Here is a 21,689-nt window from a genome sequence, read left to right as displayed (position 1 = left end):
TATTGTGGAATAAGCCCTTAACGATAGGTTTGTGCAACAAAGCCAATACAATATGAAACCGTCTTGCATTATCCACTCCCATGCGGAGCCTGGTTCATCCGCACCCAAAGTGCTAAGTTTTCAGCACATGCTAAAACCTGTATGCATGCCCTGCTTAGCGCTATGCAAATACAGAACTGAAGACGGCAGAAATGCGGTAAATTGACAGATGAGCAAGAAGATTCAAGCAGGCACGGCACTAATTCTCTGACTTTCACCATCCGCCAACTGAACCGGCTAAAGAAAGGAATGCAATCATGTCCGCCAAAGCAAAAAAAGCTGAGAAAAAACCGCTGACCCGGTCGGAAAACATGGCCGCCATCCATTCTAAAAATACCAAGCCTGAAATTCGGATTCGTAAAGCGCTGCATCATTTGGGCTACCGTTACCGCCTGCATGATAAAGGCTTAGCAGGCAAGCCGGATATTGTGCTGAAAAAGTACAATACCGTCATTTTTGTACACGGCTGCTTTTGGCATCGGCATGACTGCAAATATTTTCATTGGCCCAAAAGCAATTTGGACTATTGGCAGCCGAAGATCCTTAAAAATGTTGAACGGGATACGGCCCATACCTTGCAGCTGCTGCAGGCTGGCTGGAAAGTCTGTATTTGGTGGGAATGCGCAACGCGCAATACAGCAGACTTTGAATGGTCTTTAATGCATTTCCAGAAATGGCTGCTGGATGCGGACAACAAGTCTTTAGAACTTTAAATTACAGCAGTATATTCTAGCGCATTGCAACTTTAAGATGGTCAAAAACCAATTTCGCTTCATGGCGCTTAATATCCCGCATGCACGCGCGCATCCAACTTATTTTACGCAGCTGCCCTTGCGCTGCAAGAAATTCAGCACTGAATTTACTTACAAAACTTAACAATTAATAAAAGCACAAACTTGTTCTAAAAATTAAAACTTTTTGTTATTAATTTCATTACTTTATATTATACACATCTCAATAAAATACACTTATTACGAATTGCGTAATTAATTTATGTATTGAATAATTTTATCACCGCTTTATGATGAAACAACAGATTGATTTTATCAAATATGTTTCATGAAATTGCTTTCAGCAAGTTCGGAAAATTAAACTTAGGCAAATGGAATTGTCATAAAAATTAGTTAGATATCATAAATATGCACGTCCATTTGCGCTATACAACAAACTTAAATACGGCAATAGGATTGCCTGAAAAAAATGAGGACGTTTTATGAATGAGTTAGCAAATCCTTTAGAACTCTGCGGATTTGAATTTATTGAGTTTGTCTCTCAAGACGGTGAACTGGATGCCATTTTTCAAACCATCGGCTTCAGCAAAGTCGCAAAGCATAAATCTAAAAATGTGTATTTATGGCGTCAGGGCAATATCAACATCATTTTGAATTATCAGCCTGAATCCTATGCGGCATTTTTTTACAAAGAGCACGGCCCTTCTGCCTGCGCAATGGGATTCAGAACTAAAGATGCAGCGAAAGCATTCAATAAGGCCGTTGAATTAGGCGCAGAACCGATTTACAGCAAAATCGGCCCAATGGAATTAAACATTCCAGCCATTAAAGGTATTGGCGGTTCCCCTATTTTCTTGGTTGACCGTGATATTTATGAAAGTGATTTTATCTTTACTGAAGGCCAAGATCCGCACCCCGCTGGAACTGGCCTCAAAGAAATCGATCATTTGACCCATAATGTTTATAAAGGCCGTATGGACTATTGGGCCAATTTCTACGAGAAAATCTTTAATTTTCAAGAAATCCGCTACTTTGACATTAAGGGTGAATATACCGGCCTAACCTCTAAAGCGCTGACTGCGCCAGACGGTAAAATCCGTATCCCGCTGAACGAAGACTCCGACAAAGGCAATGGGCAAATTGCAGAATTCTTAAGTGAATTCAATGGTGAAGGCATTCAGCATATCGCATTTATTACTGATGACCTGCTTGGCACTTGGGACAAGCTGAAAGCATTGGGCGCTAAATTTATGACACCGCCGCCTAGCACCTATTACGACATGCTGCCGGAACGCCTGCCAAATCACGGCGAACCGACAGAAGATCTGCAAAAACGCGGCATCTTGCTGGACGGCAATACAAAAGATGGCAATCACCGCCTGCTGCTTCAGATTTTCTCTGAAAATATGCTTGGCCCAGTCTTTTTTGAATTTATTCAGCGCAAAGATGATGACGGTTTTGGCGAGGGCAATTTCAAAGCCTTGTTTGAATCAATTGAACGCGACCAAATTAAGCGCGGCGTACTGGATATTTCCAATGCTTGATTTTAGGTATGCACTGTAAAGCCATGCTGCGGCTTGCCTAGGCATTTAATCAAACCACGCCTAGGCAATGCTCTTTTTATGAGCATGATCTTCAAAAAATTACGATACTGCTCTGATGGCCCAAGCAAAACAATAAGAATACGGACATTCAATGATAGAGTACGATCACGACACGGATGATGGAAGCAAATGCCTCAAACACCTCAACATCAACAAGGAAACCTGAAAAAAGGTTTAAGCAGCCGCCACATTCAGCTGATTGCTTTAGGCGGTTCAATCGGCACCGGTTTATTCCTTGGCATTGCGCAAACGATCAAACTGGCGGGCCCTTCGGTCATTCTCGGCTATGCCATTGCAGGCCTGATCGCTTTTTTAATGATGCGCCAATTAGGCGAAATGATTGTTGAAGAACCGGTCAGCGGTTCATTCAGCCACTTTGCTTATAAATATTGGGGCAAATTTGCTGGCTTTATGTCGGGCTGGAACTATTGGGTGCTGAATATTTTGGTCTGCATGGCTGAGCTCAGCGCGATTGGCCTATATATTCATTACTGGTGGCCCGATATTCCGACCTGGGTCTCGGCTTTAGGCTTTTTCATTTTTATTAATGTCATTAACCTGCTCAATGTAAAGCTGTTTGGCGAAATGGAGTTTTGGCTCGCGATTATTAAGGTCATCGCGATTATTGCCATGATTGCATTCGGCAGTTACTTGCTGGCCAGCGGCAACGGTGCCGCAAGCTCCAATTTAAGCAATTTGTGGGCCTTGGGCGGCTTTTTCCCGAATGGCGTCATGGGCCTTGTAATGGCGATGGCCATGATTATGTTTGCCTTTGGCGGGATTGAACTGGTTGGCATTGCCGCTGCAGAAACCGATAATCCAAAAACCACTTTACCCAAAGCCATTAACCAAATTGTCTACCGCGTACTGCTGTTTTATATTTTGAGCCTAGTGATTATTTTATCGCTGTACCCATGGAATCAAATGGCGCAAGGCGGCAGTCCTTTTGTGCTGATTTTTGATTCATTAGGCAGCCAAACCGCAGCAACGGTGCTGAACTTTGTCGTGCTGACCGCTGCAGTTTCTGTCTATAACAGCACCAATTACTGCACCAGCCGCATGCTGCTGGGTTTAGCAGAACAAGGCAATGCGCCTAAGCTTTTCAGCAAAATTAATGACCGCGGCATTCCTGTAAATGCGGTGATGGCCTCTGCATTTTTTACCCTGCTCTGCGTACTGATCAATTACTTATTTCCAGAAAAAGCCTTCAGCCTGCTGATGATGCTGGTGGTCGCGGCTATCGTCATTAACTGGGTGGTGATCTCGTATACGCACCTGAAGTTTAAACAGCGCATGATTGCGACAAATACGCCGACGCTGTTTCCCAGCATTGCCTATCCGCTAAGCAATTATTTGTGCATTGCCTTTATGTGCGGCATTTTATTGATTATGAGCCTGACACCGGATATGCGGATTGCGGTATGGATGATTCCCATCTGGATTTCAATTTTGCTGATTGCCTATTTCTTTCAAAAGAAAAAAACCGCTGATCATGCAATACTGTCCAAGGATAATGTCCGTCTTTTATAACGACGGCGCGCAAACACGAAAAAGAAGGTTAAACCATGTTTCAACATGTAGATGCTTATGCAGGTGATCCAATTCTTTCCTTGATGGAAGACTTTGTGAAAGATGAACGGACTCAAAAAGTTAATTTAAGTATTGGGCTGTATTACAACGAAAGTAATATTGTGCCGCAGTTAAAATCTGTCCAAGCCGCTTATAAAAATATTGAAGCAGGCAATGACAAGGTTAAGCTGTATTTGCCAATGGATGGCTTAAAGCCTTATAACCAGGCAACGCAAGCATTAGTGCTAGGCGAAGGCAGCCCAGCCCGCCGTGATGGCCGTGCAGTCACGATTCAAACGCTGGGCGGTTCAGGCGCACTGAAAGTCGGTGCAGATTTTCTGAAAAAATACTTTCCTCAGTCTGATGTTTGGGTCAGCCAGCCGACGTGGGAAAACCATATTGCGATTTTTAATGGCGCAGGCATTGCATCTCACTTTTACCCATACTTTGATGAAAAGACGAATGGCGTAAATTTGCCGGCCATGCTGGACACCCTCCGCACGCTCCCTGCAAAAAGCATTGTACTGCTGCACCCCTGCTGCCATAACCCGACAGGCGCGGATTTAACGCCAGCTGAATGGGATCAAGTCATTAAAGTATTAAAACAGCAGGATTTAATTCCATTTTTGGATATCGCATATCAGGGCTTTGGTCAAGGCTTAGAGCAGGATGCCTACGCCATCCGCGCACTGGATCAATCCGGCCTGAACTTTATTGTCAGCAATTCATTTTCTAAAATCTTTTCCCTGTATGGCGAACGCGTAGGCGGTTTAACCTTTGTCTGCGATGATGCAGACACTGCACAAAAAGTTTTAGGCCAGCTGAAAGCCACTGTGCGCCGCATTTACTCCAGCCCAGCCACAACAGGCGCTCTTTTAGTTGAAAATGTCTTGAATACGCCTGAACTGAAAACCTTATGGCAGACTGAATTGAATGAAATGCGCGAGCGGATCATTCATATGCGTGAATTGCTCAGCAGTAAATTGCGCTTAGCGCTGCCTGAACATAATTTTGACTATTTGCTGAAACAGCAAGGCATGTTCAGCTATACCGGTTTAACCGCGGCTCAAGTGGATCAGCTGAAAGATCAGTACGGCATTTATTTAGTGCGCAGCGGGCGCATGTGCGTGGCGGGTTTAAATTTAAACAATATTGATTATGTAGCAGATTCGATCGCCAACGTCATTCAAGCCACGGCTTAAAGACTGCGTTTGAATTATTGCTATATTTAAAAGACTTAAAGTAAAGTGCCCGCAGCCGCGGGCATTTCACTTTACAGCGGCATGAGCAAAAATTACATTAACCGGACTTCAACATTGCATTCAGTTTGCTGCCTGAGAGGCATTGCCCTATAAAATATAATGCAGCACATCGTGATATTGCCCCAACATCGTTGATGCTCACCGGCCATATATTCCAAATTTTTCGATTTAACTTTTTAGCCGCTTTCGGCAGTTCACTGCGTTCAATTCATTCATTTGATTAATACTGTCAAGGAAAAAGCTCTTGGAGCCGAGCTGATGAATCTAATTTGAAAATTAACAAGTAAATCAAATGCGGCGGAAACAAGGCAATAAAAAAGCTGTACCTAATTTTTACCCATTTTCGATTTAGTGTCTTAAGACACCAAACTAGTTTAATTCAAAGCTATCAATTGAATTTGAATTTAGTTACTGATCTTAACATGCATAATTTTAAGATAAAATAATATGTAATAACATTGCTTTTTTATATTTCGTATTTTCATATATCATTTATGAGCACAACTGAAGCGATTAGATTATGTTTAAAAATAAAATTAGATCAGCATTGACTGTTTAAATCTTTAAAAGCGCTTATAAGCCCTATCAACTAGTACGATGTTAAAAGTCTTTGTATCATTGATTGCATTTTCTATTATAAATCAAATCACCTTGTCAACTTTGATTCATCATGAAGCAAAGTTTATTTATGAGCATGGAATATGTAAATTTTAATAACCACCAACAATGGAGCACTCAGCGCGCACAAGAAATATTTAATAACACATTGTTTTGAATATAAATTATTTTTTATAGAATCAAATATACCGTATTAAATACCGTTAAAAATCAATTGTAATTAATTAAAGATTCAACTTTGATCAAAACCAACTTATTGGATAATTCTACGATGTTAACCTAGATATCATCTTTTTTAATTTTATCTACTTTAAGTAGATTATTCCAAGAACATGCTGTTGCACTTCAAATGCTAATCTAAGTACTTAAAAAAAATGGCAAATCAATCGTCCATTCATATAACGCATTTAATCTGCCATTCTTTAATGATGCCACTACATTACTAATGCAGTTTATAAAGCCCTTTTATTTAAACTTCCACGTATAGTCAATATTCACACGTTGCTCTTTGGCTGTTTTAAAGGTCGCCATTGGGCCGAAATCATTTTTGTAGTCTTCATGACGCAAGCGGATAAACAAACCCTTTAACGGTGTGCTTTGCAGCTGATAGCTCAGTTCAATACCAAATTTTCGCTCTTCCAGCTCCTGACCCGGTTTTAAATTTTCAAGATGAATATCTGAGCCTTTGGTATAGCGCGTCATCAATTTCAAACCTGGCAGTTGATCTTTAAAGTCGTAGTCATAGCGGATGGACCACGCTTTTTCATTTGGGTTTAAAAAGTCGCTCGCCCAAGAGTCAATAAAGGTATTCGCTTCGCCGCCGCTTAAGTAAGGAAAGCCTGTATCGCCCGAGTTATGAATATAGCCGCCGCTGATTTTATGGTTATCAATACCGACGCCTACAATCATATTGCCGTGATGATTATCAATATTACCGGCTAAAGCTGCACCTTCATCGACTGTACGGAAATAACGGAAGTCATTAAATACGCTATAACGGTCATCAAAATGATACGTGTTTTTCACCCACAGCGTATATTGATCATAGACCTCATGCAGATTGCCATAAAATAACCCAACCACACGTTCAGGGTTAAAGTAGTAATAGCCGCCCGCATAATGCAAGCCAGACGTTTCTACTGAAGGATATTTCATGTTCGCGCCTGAAAGTTTGGTTTTCTCCCAGTTGGTCGAATCACGATGCGTCACACGGTCTACATAACCCGCTTCTAGTTTGAAGTTTTCTAAATCTTTTGATTCTAGTGCTACACCACGGTAGATTTGCGGAAGTAAACGTGCTGGAGAACCGACTAAAACAGGTGTGTTGGGAAATAGTGTTCCCGCCTTAATTTCAGTTTGTGACACTTTAGCTTTTGCGGTTAGGCCAATTTTGCCAAAAGAATCAGCTGGATCGCCATTTTTATCTACAGACATTAATGAGGTGCCTTGATAACCTTCTTTGCCCCATAGGTTAAAACCTGCACCTGCATACAGATCTACACCTAGGCCAACTGGGCCATCGGTATAACCTGACTTAGCATTTAAAATAAAACCTTGTGACCATTGACGGGCAGCAGATTGCTTCACTTCTGGATCGGTAAAATTACGGTCTAAATAAAAGTTACGCGCCGTCACAGCAACACTGCTGTCGTCTATAAAGTCCGCCCAGACACTGTTTGAGGCAAATGTTAATGTGCACAGTGCAGCCAATACTGTTTTTTTCATGTTCAAAATCCTTAGACAAAAGTTCCCTGTTCCATTGGCAAATGCCAATAGAAATTTAAGTTGATACCTGAGATGGTGTGCTGTTTTAGACAGCTGCTAATTCATGATCTTTAAGTCATACGTGCTTTCAAATGATTCTCCCTGCTTCCCCGATGCATCATCCTGATGCCATTCATTCATACATGCCTAAGCATTAAAAAAAAATCTGTAAAGCGATATAGTTACTCTTTGCCCACATCGGAAGCAGGCAAAGATCATGGTCTGTATTTGGCTATTTACCCTTTACACAGGTGTAAATGCTGCTGTTGCCTTTGCCACGGCTTTAGCGTGCTGATAAGCCACAGCTTCAATATTTGAAAAGCGGCGGCCTTGACGGACAAAAGATACCTGCACTTCGACCTGTTCCAGCTGACAAGGTCTTAAGAATGAAATATTCATCATCACTGTGACTGTAGGAGCACCTTCTTGCGCCAGCATAGCAAATAACCCCATAGCATCGTCCAGCATGGAACACAGCATGCCGCCTTGCAGCTGGCCCATTGGATTGGCAAATTCAGGACGCGGCTGATAGCTGATCACCGCTTGCCATTCATCCTGCTGAATGCTTTCAATCTTTCCGCCAAGAAAAGTATGAATTGCTGGGGGCTGTAAACTGTCAATACATGCTTTTAAATCAAAGGCCATTAGGTCTTATTCTCCAAAACTTATTCACCAAAATAGGCGTTATCAAAACCTGTAATAACACTGCCTGTATTGCTCACCGTATAAGCCAACCCACGGATTTCTGGTAATACCGCTTTGTGATAGAAACGTGCCGTTTCAATTTTGCCTTTTAAGAAGTTGACGTTGCTATCGCCTGCGGCCAAAAGCTCAGATGCTTTGACAGCGCTTTGCGCCAATTGCCATGCACCTGTCACTAAACCCGTCAGCATTAAGTACGGTACAGAAACCGAAAGCGCCTGCTTAGTTGACTGCATAAACTGCCCTGCAATTGCGCGGCTATGCTGTTCCAGCAGTTCAATGGCATATTTCAGCTCAAAGGCAATATCCGCCAGATCTGCATTGGCTTCTGCTTGAGCTAAAGTTTGCTTCATTAAGCCAATCAGTACGCCTAAGTTTTTGCCCTGATCTTTCACCACTTTACGGCCCACTAAGTCGGCTGCTTGAATAGCCGTTGTACCTTCATAGATCACGCTGATCACGGCATCACGCAAATATTGCGCTACACCCGTTTCTTCAATAAAGCCCAAGCCGCCATGCACTTGAATGCCTGTGGTTGTGGTTTTTAATGCTGTTTCAGTCGCCCATGCTTTAAAGACTGGAATCAGTAAATCCACTAAACCCTGATTGTGCTGACATACCTCTGCATCTGCATGGCGGAAGCTAATGTCCTGCGCTTGCGCAATAAATAACGACAGCGCACGCATGGCTTCTACATTAGATTTCATTTGCAACAGCTGACGGCGTACATCTGCATGTTCAATAATCGCAACTGATTGCCCAGTTTCAGCGTCTACGCCCTGTAAACGCTCACGCGCATAATCAAGCGCCGCTTGGTAAGAACGTTCGGTTAAAGCAACACCTTCCATGCCTACAGTTAAACGCGCCATGTTCATCATCACGAACATCGCCATAAGGCCTTTGTTTTTCTCGCCAACTAAATAACCCTGTGCACCTTCGTTATCACCATAGGCCATCACACAGGTTGGGCTGGCATGAATGCCGAGCTTATGTTCAATGGATACGCAGCGCAGATCATTGCGCTCACCCAATGAACCATCATCATTGACCATGAATTTTGGTACTAGGAATAGCGAAATACCGCGCACACCTTCAGGTGCATCAGGCAGACGTGCCAACACTAAGTGAATGATGTTGTCGGTAAAATCATGCTCACCAAAAGTGATAAAGATTTTTTGACCATGAATGCGGTAAGTACCATCTCCTTGATCAATGGCTTTGGTTTTTAACGCACCGACATCTGAACCCGCACCCGGCTCAGTCAGGTTCATGGTACCGCCCCATTCGCCTGATACCAGTTTTGGCAAATACTTTTGCTTCAGTTCATCTGAACCTGCATGGCTGATCGCTTCAATCGCGCCAATGGTCAAACCTGAGCACATCACAAAGGACTTGTTCGCAGACATCATGATTTCATTGACCGCAGTCGATAAAATATAAGGTAAGCCTTGACCGCCAAACTCAAGCTCTAAGGAAATATTGTTCCAGCCTGCTTGCGTGTACTGCGCATACGCTTCTTTAAAACCTTTCGGTGTCGTAACTACACCATCGGCAATTTTTAAACCTTCACGGTCACCGCTGGCATTGATCGGATCAAGCACATTGGTGGCAAATTTACCTGCTTCATCTAAAATAGATTCGTACAGATCTACACCTAAGTCTTCTAAACCCGGAAGCTGAGCCAATTGCTCTTGATCTAAAAGATGGTTGAAGATAAAGCTTAGATCTTTGAGAGGGGCTTTGTAGCTATTCATGCGCTCATTTCCTTGTCTTGCAGTAAACGCCAGTTAATTTTTCCGCTTGCTGTTTTTGGCAGTTCATTTACAAACTCCACCACTTTCGGCACTTTGTAGGCCGACATATTGTCTCGGCACCACTGTCTTAATTCGTCTTCAGTCATCATTTGATTGGCTTTTAACACCACAATGGCTTTTACACTTTCGCCACGGTCATTTTTATTGCATGGGATAATGCAGTTTTCTAAAATCTTTTCATTTTGGTACAGAATGCTTTCTACTTCGGATGGCCAAACTTTATAGCCCGACACATTGATCATGCGTTTTAAGCGGTCTGCCATAAAGAAGTAGCCTTCTTCATCAAAATAGCCAACATCGCCCGTTTTAAAGAAGCGCTTGCCGTCATGTTCAATAAATGAAGCTTCTGTCGCTTCTGGGTTTTTCCAGTAACCGCTGAACAAACATGGGCTGGTCGAAATGATCTCGCCGTTTTGGCGAATGCCTAGCTCTGCACTTGTTTCTGGGTCAATCACGCGAGTGTCTACATCAAACAGCGGTACACCCAAACATTGGCGCTTTCCGCGGCCATAAGGATTAAGATGCACACCCGCCGCCATTTCGGTCATGCCCCAGCCTTCAATAAATTCGATTCCTGTTAAGGTCTCAAAATCTTGCGCAATGGCATGCGGCATACCTGTGCCGCCACCATAGACATGAGTGAACGATTTAAAATTGAATTTATTCACATTTGGCATTGCGAGCAGATCCACCACCATGGTTGGAATACAGCACCAATGCGTTAAGCCATGCATATCGACCACTTGCGCTGCACAAAGGCGGTCCCAGCGGGTCATAAGATAAGTGGTTGCACCCAGCCAAATGGGCAAGCACATGGCATTGATCATGCCAGTGACATGGAAAAATGGCGTAACCGACAATACTTTTGCGGTGTTATTCCAAGGACTCCAGTTGATTTGCGTCAAAATTTGCGCCACTAAAGCACGATGACTCAGCATGCAGCCCTTGGGATGTGCTGTGGTGCCTGATGTATACAACACCACAGCTAAGTCTTCGCCTGAACGTACTGCTTGAGTGCAAATAGGCGCATGCTGCAATGCTGTTTGCAGATTCACCACTTGCGTAGTTTCTTCTACTACAGGCGCCTGCAAAACCGTTTCTGGAATCACAAATTCTGTTGAGGTAAATAAATCGTCTGCATAACGCGCTGCAATAATTTTTCCTAAACAGGTTTTGCCCAACAAGGTTTCAAATTCGCTCACTAATTCTGAACCGACCACTGCAACTTTCGACTCTGTATCGGATACATACCATTCCAATTCCAAAGCTTTGTTCATTGGATTGACAGGAACCGCTACTGCATCGCAACGCAAAATGGCATAGTAGGCAATAATGAATGAGACACTGTTCTGCATGCTGATCACAACACGATCGCCTGCCTGAACATTTGTCTGCTGCTGTAAATAGCCAGCGAAACGCTCTACACGTTCATTCAGCTCTGCATAGTTCACTTGGCTGCCGTAATAGTTCACCGCCACTTTATCTGGATAGCGCTGTGCATTGGTCGTCAAATGCTCATACAGCCCCGTTTGTGGGTACGATAAATTTTGTGATAAATGACGCGGCCAATGATTGAAATGTAATGTGCTCATTTTTCTATCCTCTGTGCCCAGTGATTCACTCTGCTGGGCCACCAAATCCTTTTAATTCTGTTCTATGCACGCAACGTTTAAGCTGCAGCCTGCGCCAGCAACGCTGGAACCTGCCAAAAATCTGCATCGGTATATGGGTCTTGTGCAAATTGCTGCATAGAAGCCGTCATGACATCAGAACCAGTCTGCTGTGCATAGAACATAGGACCGCCACGCCAGCGCGGGAAGCCATAACCCGCCAAATACACCACATCGATGTCTGACTGACGTAAAGCAATGCCTTCTTCGAGTAAGCGGAATCCTTCGTTGGCTAAGGCATAGATGCAACGTGCCACGATTTCTTCATCACTAAATGCTTTTGCAGTAATACCTTGTTCAGCACGATAGGCATCAATTAAAGCAATCACTTCTGCGTCTACATCTCCGCGGCGGTTGCCTTGACTGTAGTCATACCAACCCTTTTGTGTTTTTTGTCCAAAACGTTTCAGCTCAAATAGCTGATCTGCAAAACCTGAGAATTTCTTTGTTGGATTAAGCTTCAACTGATGCTTACGAATCATGTAATCAATGTCATTACCCGCCATGTCACACATGCGGAATGGCCCCATCGCCATACCCCAATTTTCCAAAGCGCGGTCAATTTGATACGGCGATGCACCTGCATCAATCAAAAGCCCAGCAATACGTAAATAGGCATTCAGCATACGGTTGCCAATAAAGCCATCACAAACACCAGCCACCACAGCGGTTTTTTTCAGACGTTTGCCTATGTCTAAAGCCGTTTTTAAAGTGGCTTGATCGGTGCTGTCTGTACGGACAATTTCGAGAAGTGGCATAATTTGCGCAGGACTAAAGAAATGCAGACCAACCACAGATTCAGGACGTGAGGTTTGCTGTGACAATTGATTCAGGTCTAAAGTCGAAGTATTGCTGGCCAAAACCGCATGCGCTGGCAAATGCTGATCCATCTGCTGTAATACTGTTGTTTTCACATCCCAATCTTCAAAAACTGCTTCTACTGCTAAATCGACTTGCGCCAATGCACTGTATTCCAAGCTGGTCTGTAAGTTCGCTTGAATGGCGGCGGCTGTTTCTTCAATCAAACGACCTTTTGCCACTTGTCCTGCAAAGTGTTTAGCGATCAACGCTAAACCGCGGTCTAAACCCACTTGCTGGTTTTCAATGAGCGTGACTGGATAACCTGCCTGCAAGAAGCAAATCGCGATACCGCTACCCATAGTACCTGCACCAATCACAGCTACACGTTCAATGGCTTTTGCCGCTGTAGCAGCATCTAAATTGGGAATATGTTTGGCTTCACGCTCTGCAAAAAAAGCATGTCGCAAGCTTTTAGAAATATCACTTGAAGTCAGCTGCTGAAATAGTTGTTGTTCTTGAGCAAAACCTGCTTCAAAGTCCAAGTCCATAGCTGCTTGCACCGCATTAATAATCGCATGTTGCACAATATGCTGCGGCTTGTTGCCTGCTGCTTCACGTTTTTGCTGCAGCAGGTCATTAAGTGCATCTGTTGACTGAATACGTTGATGTTTAATATGAACTGGCTGCGTACCGAGTGCTGATGCAAATTCAATTGCTGCCTGTTTTACATCAGCATCAGTCAGAACATCCAGCAAAGCGGAATCTTTTAAAGCACTGAGCTTCAGTGGCTTGCCCGTTAAAATAGCGTCCAAAGCGGTTTCCACACCGATATAACGCGGTAACAGCTGTGTGCCCGCTGCACCCTGCAGTAAACCCAAATGAACTTCTGGCAATGCTAAATGCGCTTTTGCATGAACAGCGCGGTGATGGCAAGCCAAAGCCAGTTCTAATCCACCACCTAGTGCGGTGCCTGAAATTGCAGCTGTTACAGGTTTCGCGGCATCTGAAATTAAATGAACTAAATCGTGCAATGATGGAAAATTGAGATAAGTCCCTGCAGAAAACTCGGCAATATCTGCACCTGCACTAAATGCCTTGTTTGAACCTGCCAGGACGATTGATTCAACCTCTGCATCTGCCAACAATTGTTGGATCGCTTGATACAAATCTGCGCGCAGTGAATGCAAGAGCACATTTAATTTATCTGTTTGAAAATTGACAATGCCAACTTTACCTTGTTTTTCAATCAGAATTTGATTTACAGAACTCATGCTCATCTTCCATATATTCGTTTAAAAAACTGCAGCACCAAGTCCATACTCAATACTGTATCGTGGGTTTTATGCTTGTGCTTGGGCACGTTTTTGCATGGTGCCCAGTAAAATGAGAATCAGAACTGCAGCAATGATGATGCCTGGAATACAGGTGGCAATCAGACCTGTTGCACCGTTGCCCATTGCTAAAAACTGTCCTGCAACTGCAGGTCCTGCCATCGCACCAAAACGTCCAACTGTCATGGCTGTACCTACACCTGTACCGCGCATTTGGGTTGGATAAACCTGACTACCCAAGGCATATAGCACCATTTGACCGCCGATCGTGAAACAGCCCACGAGTGCCCCGGCAAAGTACATTCCAGTGACTGTTTCAAAGCTGTTGAGTGCTACCAGACCTATAACAATGCCGCTATACATCAATAGAATGACGTTTTTCATTTTCCAGCGGTCAACCAGTACACCAAGTACAATTGTTCCAATGAAGGCGCCTACCGAGAAGAACATCTGCACCATGGTCGCTTGCTGTTTTTGAAAACCCAGTTCCATCAATAAAGACGGCAGCCAGTTCAACAGCATGTACACCACCATCATGGTGAAAAAGTAGCCTACCCAAAGCAGCAGCGTAGGCAGGCGGAAAAATGCGTTAAATAAATCGCTGAATTTGGCTTTTTCAATTTGTGCATCTGCTTGCTGGGTTGCCAAGAAAGCACGTGATTCAGGTAAAAACCACATCATCAGTGGAATCACCAGTAAAGGCAGTACACCACCCACATAGAAAATCACTTTCCAGTCGCTTGCCAGTGCACTGCTGGCCAATAAAGATACGGCAATTCCACCAATTGGCATGCCACAATACATGAGAGAAATGGCACGACCCCGTGCTTTTTCACTGACTGCTTCAGAAGCCAATGCCACCAAGTTCGGCAAGGCAGCACCCAAGCCGACACCAGTCATAAAACGTGCGAATAACAGACCGGAATATGAACTGACCGATGCAGTCAAAATTGAAAATAAGCCAAATAATGTAACGGAAATAATCAGGACTTTTTTACGGCCTATACGATCTCCTAGACGTCCACCCACCAGGCCACCTGGTAATAAACCTAGAATCGCAGCACTGAAAAATAAGCCTAAAGCCGGTTTGTCCAGACCAAAGTGTGCTCCTACACCTGCAGCTGCAACTCCTGCAGACTGCAAATCAATTCCCTCAATAAATGCAATGAGGAAACAGATCAAGATCGTCATTACAGCATTACGCTGTGTATTTTGTTGTTCCATGCAACGTACCCTTTTTTTTGTTTTGCTGTCCTAGCAAAAACAAATTAATTTGATTTGAATATATTGTCAAGCAAACTTGACGTTTATTTAAATTAGCCAAAGGTATTAGCAGTCACAAAACTGAAATTTTTGTTATATTGATCAAAGGTTTTTTAACGTAAAAAAATTGTGAAATCACTAAGAGTATTGCTACGCACCCGCCTTGAGTGGATTGAAGAACATTTAATGCAGAATGCTGAAAAGAACGGCTATGGCTATATCACCCCGTCGATGGCACGGCTATATAGCTATTTAGGGAATGCCCCTGTGCCCATGTCTGAACTGGCACGCAGATTAAAAATCTCCCGACAGGCAGTACATCAGCTGGTCAATGAAGGCATTCATTCAGGTTTTTTGGAATTACTCGACAGCCCAAATGATAAAAGAGTCAAAATGGTACAGCTCAGTCAGGAAGGACAGAAAATGGCTACTGTTGCTATTGCTGAAATTAATAAAGCAGAAGAAGAACTTAAGCAGTATATTGGGGTTGAAAATGTTCAGGAACTACGACGGATTTTAGAATTAAAATGGCCAGAAGATTAATCAGTAACCATTTATAAATTCAACGCCTGCTTGATATAGAAGTTCATTAAATCAGTGCGCCCACCCACCGATTTTTGATAATAAGTGGAGCTTAATAGTAAGCAGGCACCATGAGTAATGGTCCAGACATAGGACAAATAATCGCGCACAGCAATTGAACTACCACAGGATTTTAGAAACTCAAGAGTAATATCCTTTACCTCTAAAATACGTTGCTCTCGTATTGCATAGAGCTGTTCAAATTTGTTCTTTAGTCCCCGTTCTTGACTAGTAATCTGTTCTTCAATATTGTGAAATAAAACGGTTCTATTAGCATTTTCTAAATGATAAAGCATATAAGTTGTAATACTTTTTTTCACATCCGCTTGATCATTTTTCGCAATATCCAGCAACCGCTGTTCATTCATGATCAACAATTCTAGATACAACTGATTTTTACTATGGAAATACTTGTAAATCGTACCCTTGGCAATATCGAGAGCTGTAGCCAAGTCACCAACAACAATATCCTGATTATTTTCCAGTAAGAGCTGTTCCGTTACCTCCAATATCTTTTGCTTTTGTAAAAAGATTTTTTGGTGGCGTGTGAGGGTCATAGAATTTCAACTCAATATGAATCAATAAATATGATATAAATATATAATGAATAACCATGCAGGATTTTGTCAAGCAAGATTGATGATACAATCTGTATTTAGAATAACTTTAGGCTTTTCAAGCATAATCACCCTATGAAATATCTCGACTTTAGAAATCTTCCTGAAACCCTGTTTAAGCGATAGACAGGTATCTCATGGTCAACCTTTGATTTAATCATTGAATACATGAAAAAGTAGATCCCAATGAATGGTAGACCGACCAAACTTTGTATTGAAGATCAGGCCTTACTGTGTCTCAGCTATTGGCGTAAATACCGAATCTTATTTCACGTTGCTACAAGTTATGATGTTTCAGAGCCAGCGGTATCCCGAATTTCACGTCATATTGAAGACTGCCTAATTCAGTCTAATTTGTTTAATTTACCGAAAAAATTACCTGAAGCTGAAAGCATACACTAGAATGTGGCGATTGTAGATGCCACAGAAATTCCGATCCAAAGACCTAAAAAACAGAAGAAAAGCTACAGCGGCAAGAAAAAGGCACATACCTTTAAAGTATAGATGATCATTCACGACAAAACCCGGAAAATTTTGAGTTTATGTAGTCGTCATAGTGCTATGCATGATTTTGAGCTATTCAAACGTAACTTAAATCAAATTCCTGCGGGCGCTTTTATTCTTGCAGATAAAGGCTATCAAGGAATCTATGCTTTTTTTGCGAATAGCTTATTGCCGTTAAAAGCCAAAAGATGCTGTAAATTGAATCCTAGACTCAAAATTTACAACCGAGAAATTAATAAAAGAAGAATAGGAATTGAGCATGTATTTGGCAAGCTCAATTCCTTTAAGATTCTTGTTGGGCGTTATCGGAATCGAGGTAAAAGACTGGAGTTAAGGTTTAATCTAATTGCTGGAATCTACAATATAGAACTGAGTAAAAAATAATTTATGAAAGAAGTCTATAGAATCCTGTATTACTTGCATACCCAATCAGACCCATTTAATCAGAAGGCATAAGCCAAATAGAAAAAGATACAAGGAAATATCCAAACTCTTGGATAACGCTCCAAAACCATCAGGAATGTATAAAAGAGACTGTAAACTAAAGTGTGTAACAGTCCTAAATATATTCAATGAATTAAGTTAATCTCACACCTAAGTTGTCACTTGAATCTAAATAGTTTAGGACAGAGCTAGTTTCTAAATATTTGTGCAAAAAAGTCTAAGAAAATATTTTTTGTTCAAAAAAAGGATATATATATGCTTTAAATTCTAGTAAGGTTTTACACTTATAATTTGTTATTGTTCCAGAATGAACTTTCATCTTTGGCAAACTTTAGTTCGCTTACTACATGCGTATGCTGGTATTCTTATTGCCCCGTTTATCTTTATCGCGGCCCTAACTGGTTTTTTTTATGCTGCTACCCCACAAATTGAAAAAATTATTTATAAAGATATTTTATACATCGAACATAACGATTCAAAAACACAGTCTCTCAGCAAGCAAATTGAGAAAGCTAGACAATTTTTATCTCCTACTGCGCAAATAACTGAAGTACGTCCATCACCAACAGAAAATCAGACTACAAGGATTATTTTTTCAGATCCTGAATCAGGGTGGCAAAATGAAGCCATCTTCATTGACCCATATACACTTGAAGTAAAAGGTCAATTAGCTGTATATGGCACAAGTGGTTTACTTCCGTTTAGAACTAAACTAGATCACTTACATCGAGATTTATTGCTAGGAAGCTGGGGAAGATTTTATAGTGAACTTGCAGCAAGTTGGTTAGCTGTCTTGATATTTACTGGCTTTTACCAATGGTATAAACGCCGAAAAGCATCTGAGAAGAACCAAATCAAGCATAATAAATATATTCAAAAACACAGCACTATCGGCTTAATTTTTTTCCCATTACTACTTTTTGTAGCAGTTACTGGCTTAACATGGTCTGAATATGCGGGTGAAAATATTCGAATATTTCGCCAAGCGCTAAGTTGGCAAACACCTGTTCTATCAACATCTATCAAAGCCGAACCTACATCAAAAATGGTTATGCACCATGAAGATCATTCAATGGTACATAATCATGCTTCAGTACAAGTCACTTCTGGTGATTTCGACATAGCTTTAGATCTCGCTAGAAAGCATGGAATAGATGCTTCTCAGGTACAAATAAAACCACCTTTAGAAAAAGATCAAGTATGGAGTATTTCTGAGATTCAACGCAGTTGGCCTACTCAAGCAGATAGCATTGCAATTGACGTTTCAAATCACAGCGTAATTGATCAGCTTTATTTTGATGACTATCCATTAATAGCTAAATTGACACGCTGGGGAGTTGATGCCCACATTGGAATTTTATTTGGTTGGATAAACCAGTTGATACTCATTATTTACTCACTAGCACTATGTGTAATGATTCTTTATGCATATTTAGCTTGGTACAAAAGAACAGGCCTCAAACAGACGACAATACAGTTTTCAAATTTGTTCTTAAGTACATGGAAAAGTGCAAAAACGCTTCAAAGACTTACTCTAGGAACTATATTGATTATTCTTGGGCTACTACTGCCTTTATTTGGTTTAAGTCTAGTTGTAGCATTAGTCGCTATCTTTATTAGTGGCGTTAAAGAGAAAAAAGCTTAACAGACCATTTAAGCTCCTACTTTTTATATGAAAGTGGGAGCTATTCATTAAACTCTTCTCGTTAATTCAAAATCTAAATAGGCTTCGAAAGGTAGACCAGTCTTGGCATCAAGAACTTCCACAGAACCCTGCTGCCATAAAACTGTATTCCGCTCAGATATGCCATTGAGCTGAATTTTAAGTTTCCCGTTATCAGTAAACACAAATTGTCCTTCGTGTACTTCGGGTTTATTGTGTCCACTATTACTGGTTCTAACCAATTTAAATGTCTGGTTTTCCTTAACATCTAAATCGACAGTCATACCTTCGCACCCTTCACAGAAAGAAGTACATGCTGCACAAGGTAAAATTCCTTTATATTGGCCTACCCATTTCTGTAATTCAGGATCAATAACTTTTATGGATTTGGTCGAAGCTTCTCTCGATTTAGGGTTAGGTTCAGATTGACTACATCCGAGGCACAAACTAGCAAAAACAAAAGAACATAATAATGTATTTTTCATAAACGATATCTCTTAGCAACTATGAAGGAGCGGTCACATCTTGTGACACTGTCCCTCCTGACTCCACAGACTAGAATTTCCAATTTAGGCTAAGTGTTGCTTTGAGCGGTTCACCCACCTGCACCCAATAGTTTGTATAGCTTGCGACGTAGTAATCTTGATCAAAAAGATTATCAATATTCAGTTGCGCACGTAGGTCTGGTCGTAGCTGCACATAGCCACCAATATTAACGACAGTAAAATCAGGAAGACTGGTTCCATTATCAATATAATTTGCACTGCGTTTACCGTAGTAATTAATATTGCCAACCAAGCCAGCATCATGTCCTGCAAGGTCAAATTGATAGTCAGCACTTAAGTTTGCCGTATGTTTAGGAATATTTTTAAGCCTTGCGCCCTTATCCTCAACTTCACTTTCTACAATTTCAGCATCTGTATAAGTATAGTTAGCATTAACACGTAGCTTGTCAGTGAATTGATGTTGTAGTTCTAACTCAACACCACGGCTTTGCACTCTTCCGCTATCTACATAGCTATCAGTAATGCCTTCAGTGAGCAGATGTTGTTTTTCCATATCAAAATACGTTAGACCGAACCAACTTTGCGGTAAAAATTTATATTTACCACCGACTTCCCAACTTTCTGTTTTCTCTGGTTCATACAGTTCATTGTCCTTATTCAACCCTGTATTCAGTTCAAATGCCTTCCCCCAGTTACTGTAGAAAGACAACTGCTCAGTCGGCTGATAATTAATCCCTGCACGTGGTGTGAATGGTGTAAATGTCTGTTTAGCTAATTTTGCCGTTAGATGATTTTCAATCTGCTGTTCTAAGCGATTGAAACGACCACCAAGCAAAATATTCCATTGCTCATTTAAAAAAATTTGATCCTGAAGATTTACACCCATCATAGTTTGGGTTTCTTTCATATCTTTACTTATTCGAGTTAATGGAAGAAGGTTTTGACCATAAATAGGATTATAAATATCTATCGGACTATTCGTTCCTTCTGCATTTCTTCTTTGCGCTTGATCAATGGTGTAATGACCTGCTTCGACATTTGTAACCAGTTCATGTCTGATTACCCCAGTATCAAACTTACCTCTTAAGATAGATTGAAAGTTGGTCGTGTCTGTCTCAAATTGACGGGAGCGACGGAAGCGATTTGCCGTTCTTCCATCTGATGCAATGGACGAAATTTCGGTTGATGTACCTGCACGTTCACCATGACTGTAAGTGATTGCTGTTGTATTGTTCCAATCCTCATTAAATTCATGGTTTAAACGCAGTTGATACATTTGATCTTTAATCTCAATATCACCATCGCTAGGCTCACCTAAAAAGGTTTTATTATTGACAGGAAGTTTCCCATTCACCATCGGTACGCCACGATCAAAAACGCCTTTAGACTCTGAGAACTCAGTATCAAGATTTAACTGGGTTTGCTCTGAAATTTTCCATGCTAATTGTGGTGCAATGTAATAATGCTGATTATCAACATGATCACGGAAGCTTTGATTATTCTCATAGGCTAGTCCAAGGCGATAGGCCAAATCCTGATTAATCGCACCCGTGGTATCTAAGGCAGCTCGATATTCTTCAAGCGTACTTCCGCTCAGACTTAAATCACTTTTTTTCTCCCATTCAGGTTGCTTAGTGGTGATATTCATAATCCCGCCTACCGCACCTTGCCCATACATCGCGGCCATGGGGCCTTTCAAGAAATCAATCGCTTGAATGTTCACCATATCTCGTGCGGTATGGATACCACTCACAGAGCTCAAACCATTACGCATGTAAATCGTACCCATATTCGGATCGGTACTAAATCCGCGAAATGAGTAATTGTCCCAAAAACCTCCGCCATAACTGTCTTGATAAACCACACCATTTACAAACGAAAGCGCATCACTGATACGCTGAACATTATGATTTTGGATATCTTGTGCTGATACATGTGATTTAGTAAACGGTACTTCTAACAGGTCATGATTGAACTGCGTAATCGCTTGTGAAGAACTATGTCTTTCATCCTGTTTTTCTGCAGTAATCGTGATACTCGGCAGTTGAGCTACAATTTGATTTGAAGCAGATTCATTTTCGGCCGACACAGCGTGGGTTGAAAGTTGAACAAGTAAAATACTCCACGTCAGTGGATTAAATAAAAATTTAGACATAAGTGACTCTGAATGTGTATATGCTGATATAGGGTTATGAAATCTGGTGC

At 41.6% G+C, this 21,689-nt stretch carries 16 protein-coding genes and 1 pseudogene; 8 read left to right on the top strand and 9 right to left on the bottom strand.

The window, feature by feature from the left end; all coding sequences use genetic code 11:
• Positions 1–296 precede the first annotated feature (296 nt).
• From OKC24_RS15880 to OKC24_RS15865, 4 genes are all read left to right on the top strand, one after another.
• Positions 297–752: a very short patch repair endonuclease gene (locus tag OKC24_RS15880; protein ID WP_130146575.1), complete on the top strand. Its 456-nt coding sequence runs from the start codon at positions 297–299 to the stop codon at positions 750–752.
• Positions 753–1,252: 500 nt separating this feature from the next.
• On the top strand, positions 1,253–2,314 hold the full coding sequence (hppD, locus tag OKC24_RS15875; protein WP_130146577.1) for a 4-hydroxyphenylpyruvate dioxygenase: 1,062 nt from the start codon (positions 1,253–1,255) through the stop codon (positions 2,312–2,314).
• 189 nt (positions 2,315–2,503) lie between these two features.
• On the top strand, positions 2,504–3,904 hold the full coding sequence (locus tag OKC24_RS15870) for an amino acid permease (RefSeq protein WP_131277160.1): 1,401 nt from the start codon (positions 2,504–2,506) through the stop codon (positions 3,902–3,904).
• Between the two features lie 35 nt (positions 3,905–3,939).
• Entirely contained in the window at positions 3,940–5,145 is a 1,206-nt protein-coding gene (locus OKC24_RS15865; RefSeq protein ID WP_130146581.1) for an amino acid aminotransferase, read from the top strand.
• A gap of 1,143 nt (positions 5,146–6,288) precedes the next feature.
• Here OKC24_RS15865 and OKC24_RS15860 read toward each other — a convergent pair.
• The 6 genes from OKC24_RS15860 to mhpT all read right to left on the bottom strand — a co-directional run bounded on the left by OKC24_RS15860 (position 6,289) and on the right by mhpT (position 15,129).
• Positions 6,289–7,548 carry an OprD family outer membrane porin gene (locus OKC24_RS15860; protein ID WP_130144945.1) on the bottom strand — a complete coding sequence of 420 codons (1,260 nt, stop codon included), beginning with the start codon at positions 7,546–7,548 and terminating at the stop codon, positions 6,289–6,291.
• 282 nt (positions 7,549–7,830) lie between these two features.
• A complete protein-coding gene (locus OKC24_RS15855; protein ID WP_067665630.1) occupies positions 7,831–8,232 on the bottom strand; it encodes a PaaI family thioesterase in 402 nt (133 codons plus the stop codon).
• 20 nt (positions 8,233–8,252) lie between these two features.
• Positions 8,253–10,043 (bottom strand): acyl-CoA dehydrogenase, encoded by a 1,791-nt coding sequence (locus tag OKC24_RS15850; protein ID WP_130144947.1) that lies wholly within the window; start codon positions 10,041–10,043, stop codon positions 8,253–8,255.
• Positions 10,040–11,695, bottom strand: coding sequence for a long-chain-fatty-acid--CoA ligase (locus tag OKC24_RS15845; RefSeq protein ID WP_265465995.1), 1,656 nt, complete (start codon positions 11,693–11,695; stop codon positions 10,040–10,042). Before OKC24_RS15845 ends, OKC24_RS15850 begins: the two co-directional genes overlap by 4 nt.
• A 77-nt stretch (positions 11,696–11,772) precedes the next feature.
• Entirely contained in the window at positions 11,773–13,845 is a 2,073-nt protein-coding gene (locus tag OKC24_RS15840; RefSeq protein ID WP_165381157.1) for a 3-hydroxyacyl-CoA dehydrogenase NAD-binding domain-containing protein, read from the bottom strand.
• 69 nt (positions 13,846–13,914) lie between these two features.
• The gene (mhpT, locus tag OKC24_RS15835) at positions 13,915–15,129 is read right to left on the bottom strand and encodes a 3-(3-hydroxy-phenyl)propionate transporter MhpT (protein ID WP_067665619.1); all 1,215 of its coding nucleotides are present in this window, start codon (positions 15,127–15,129) and stop codon (positions 13,915–13,917) included.
• 225 nt (positions 15,130–15,354) lie between these two features.
• On the opposite strand from mhpT, the gene OKC24_RS15830 reads away from it, so the two are divergent.
• Positions 15,355–15,711, top strand: a complete 357-nt coding sequence (locus OKC24_RS15830) for a MarR family winged helix-turn-helix transcriptional regulator (protein WP_227509759.1) — start codon at positions 15,355–15,357, stop codon at positions 15,709–15,711.
• Between the two features lie 11 nt (positions 15,712–15,722).
• Here the strand turns inward: OKC24_RS15830 and OKC24_RS15825 are convergent, their stop codons facing one another.
• Complete coding sequence (locus OKC24_RS15825; RefSeq protein ID WP_067665613.1) at positions 15,723–16,307, bottom strand: TetR/AcrR family transcriptional regulator; 585 nt, start codon at positions 16,305–16,307, stop codon at positions 15,723–15,725.
• 246 nt (positions 16,308–16,553) lie between these two features.
• Here OKC24_RS15825 and OKC24_RS20075 point away from each other — a divergent pair, with 246 nt between their 5' ends.
• The 3 genes and pseudogenes from OKC24_RS20075 (at position 16,554) to OKC24_RS15815 (ending at position 18,960) form a co-directional block, all read left to right on the top strand.
• Positions 16,554–16,769, top strand: coding sequence for a helix-turn-helix domain-containing protein (locus OKC24_RS20075; RefSeq protein ID WP_106386913.1), 216 nt, complete (start codon positions 16,554–16,556; stop codon positions 16,767–16,769).
• A 3-nt stretch (positions 16,770–16,772) separates the two neighbouring features.
• Positions 16,773–17,255, top strand: a pseudogene (locus OKC24_RS15820) (transposase family protein).
• Between the two features lie 367 nt (positions 17,256–17,622).
• Positions 17,623–18,960: a PepSY-associated TM helix domain-containing protein gene (locus OKC24_RS15815; RefSeq protein WP_130144953.1), complete on the top strand. Its 1,338-nt coding sequence runs from the start codon at positions 17,623–17,625 to the stop codon at positions 18,958–18,960.
• 47 nt (positions 18,961–19,007) lie between these two features.
• Here the strand turns inward: OKC24_RS15815 and OKC24_RS15810 are convergent, their stop codons facing one another.
• Together OKC24_RS15810 and OKC24_RS15805 are read right to left on the bottom strand one after the other, a co-directional pair.
• On the bottom strand, positions 19,008–19,463 hold the full coding sequence (locus tag OKC24_RS15810; RefSeq protein ID WP_067665608.1) for a copper resistance protein NlpE N-terminal domain-containing protein: 456 nt from the start codon (positions 19,461–19,463) through the stop codon (positions 19,008–19,010).
• Positions 19,464–19,533: 70 nt separating this feature from the next.
• Entirely contained in the window at positions 19,534–21,639 is a 2,106-nt protein-coding gene (locus OKC24_RS15805; protein WP_130144955.1) for a TonB-dependent receptor, read from the bottom strand.
• Between the last annotated feature and the right edge of the window lie 50 nt (positions 21,640–21,689).

It is taken from the genome of Acinetobacter entericus, assembly GCF_026168575.1.
Taxonomy (GTDB): Bacteria; Pseudomonadota; Gammaproteobacteria; order Pseudomonadales; family Moraxellaceae; genus Acinetobacter; species Acinetobacter bouvetii.
The sequence above is the reverse complement of the archived record's forward strand: the minus strand, read 5'-3'. Positions and strand labels throughout refer to the sequence as shown.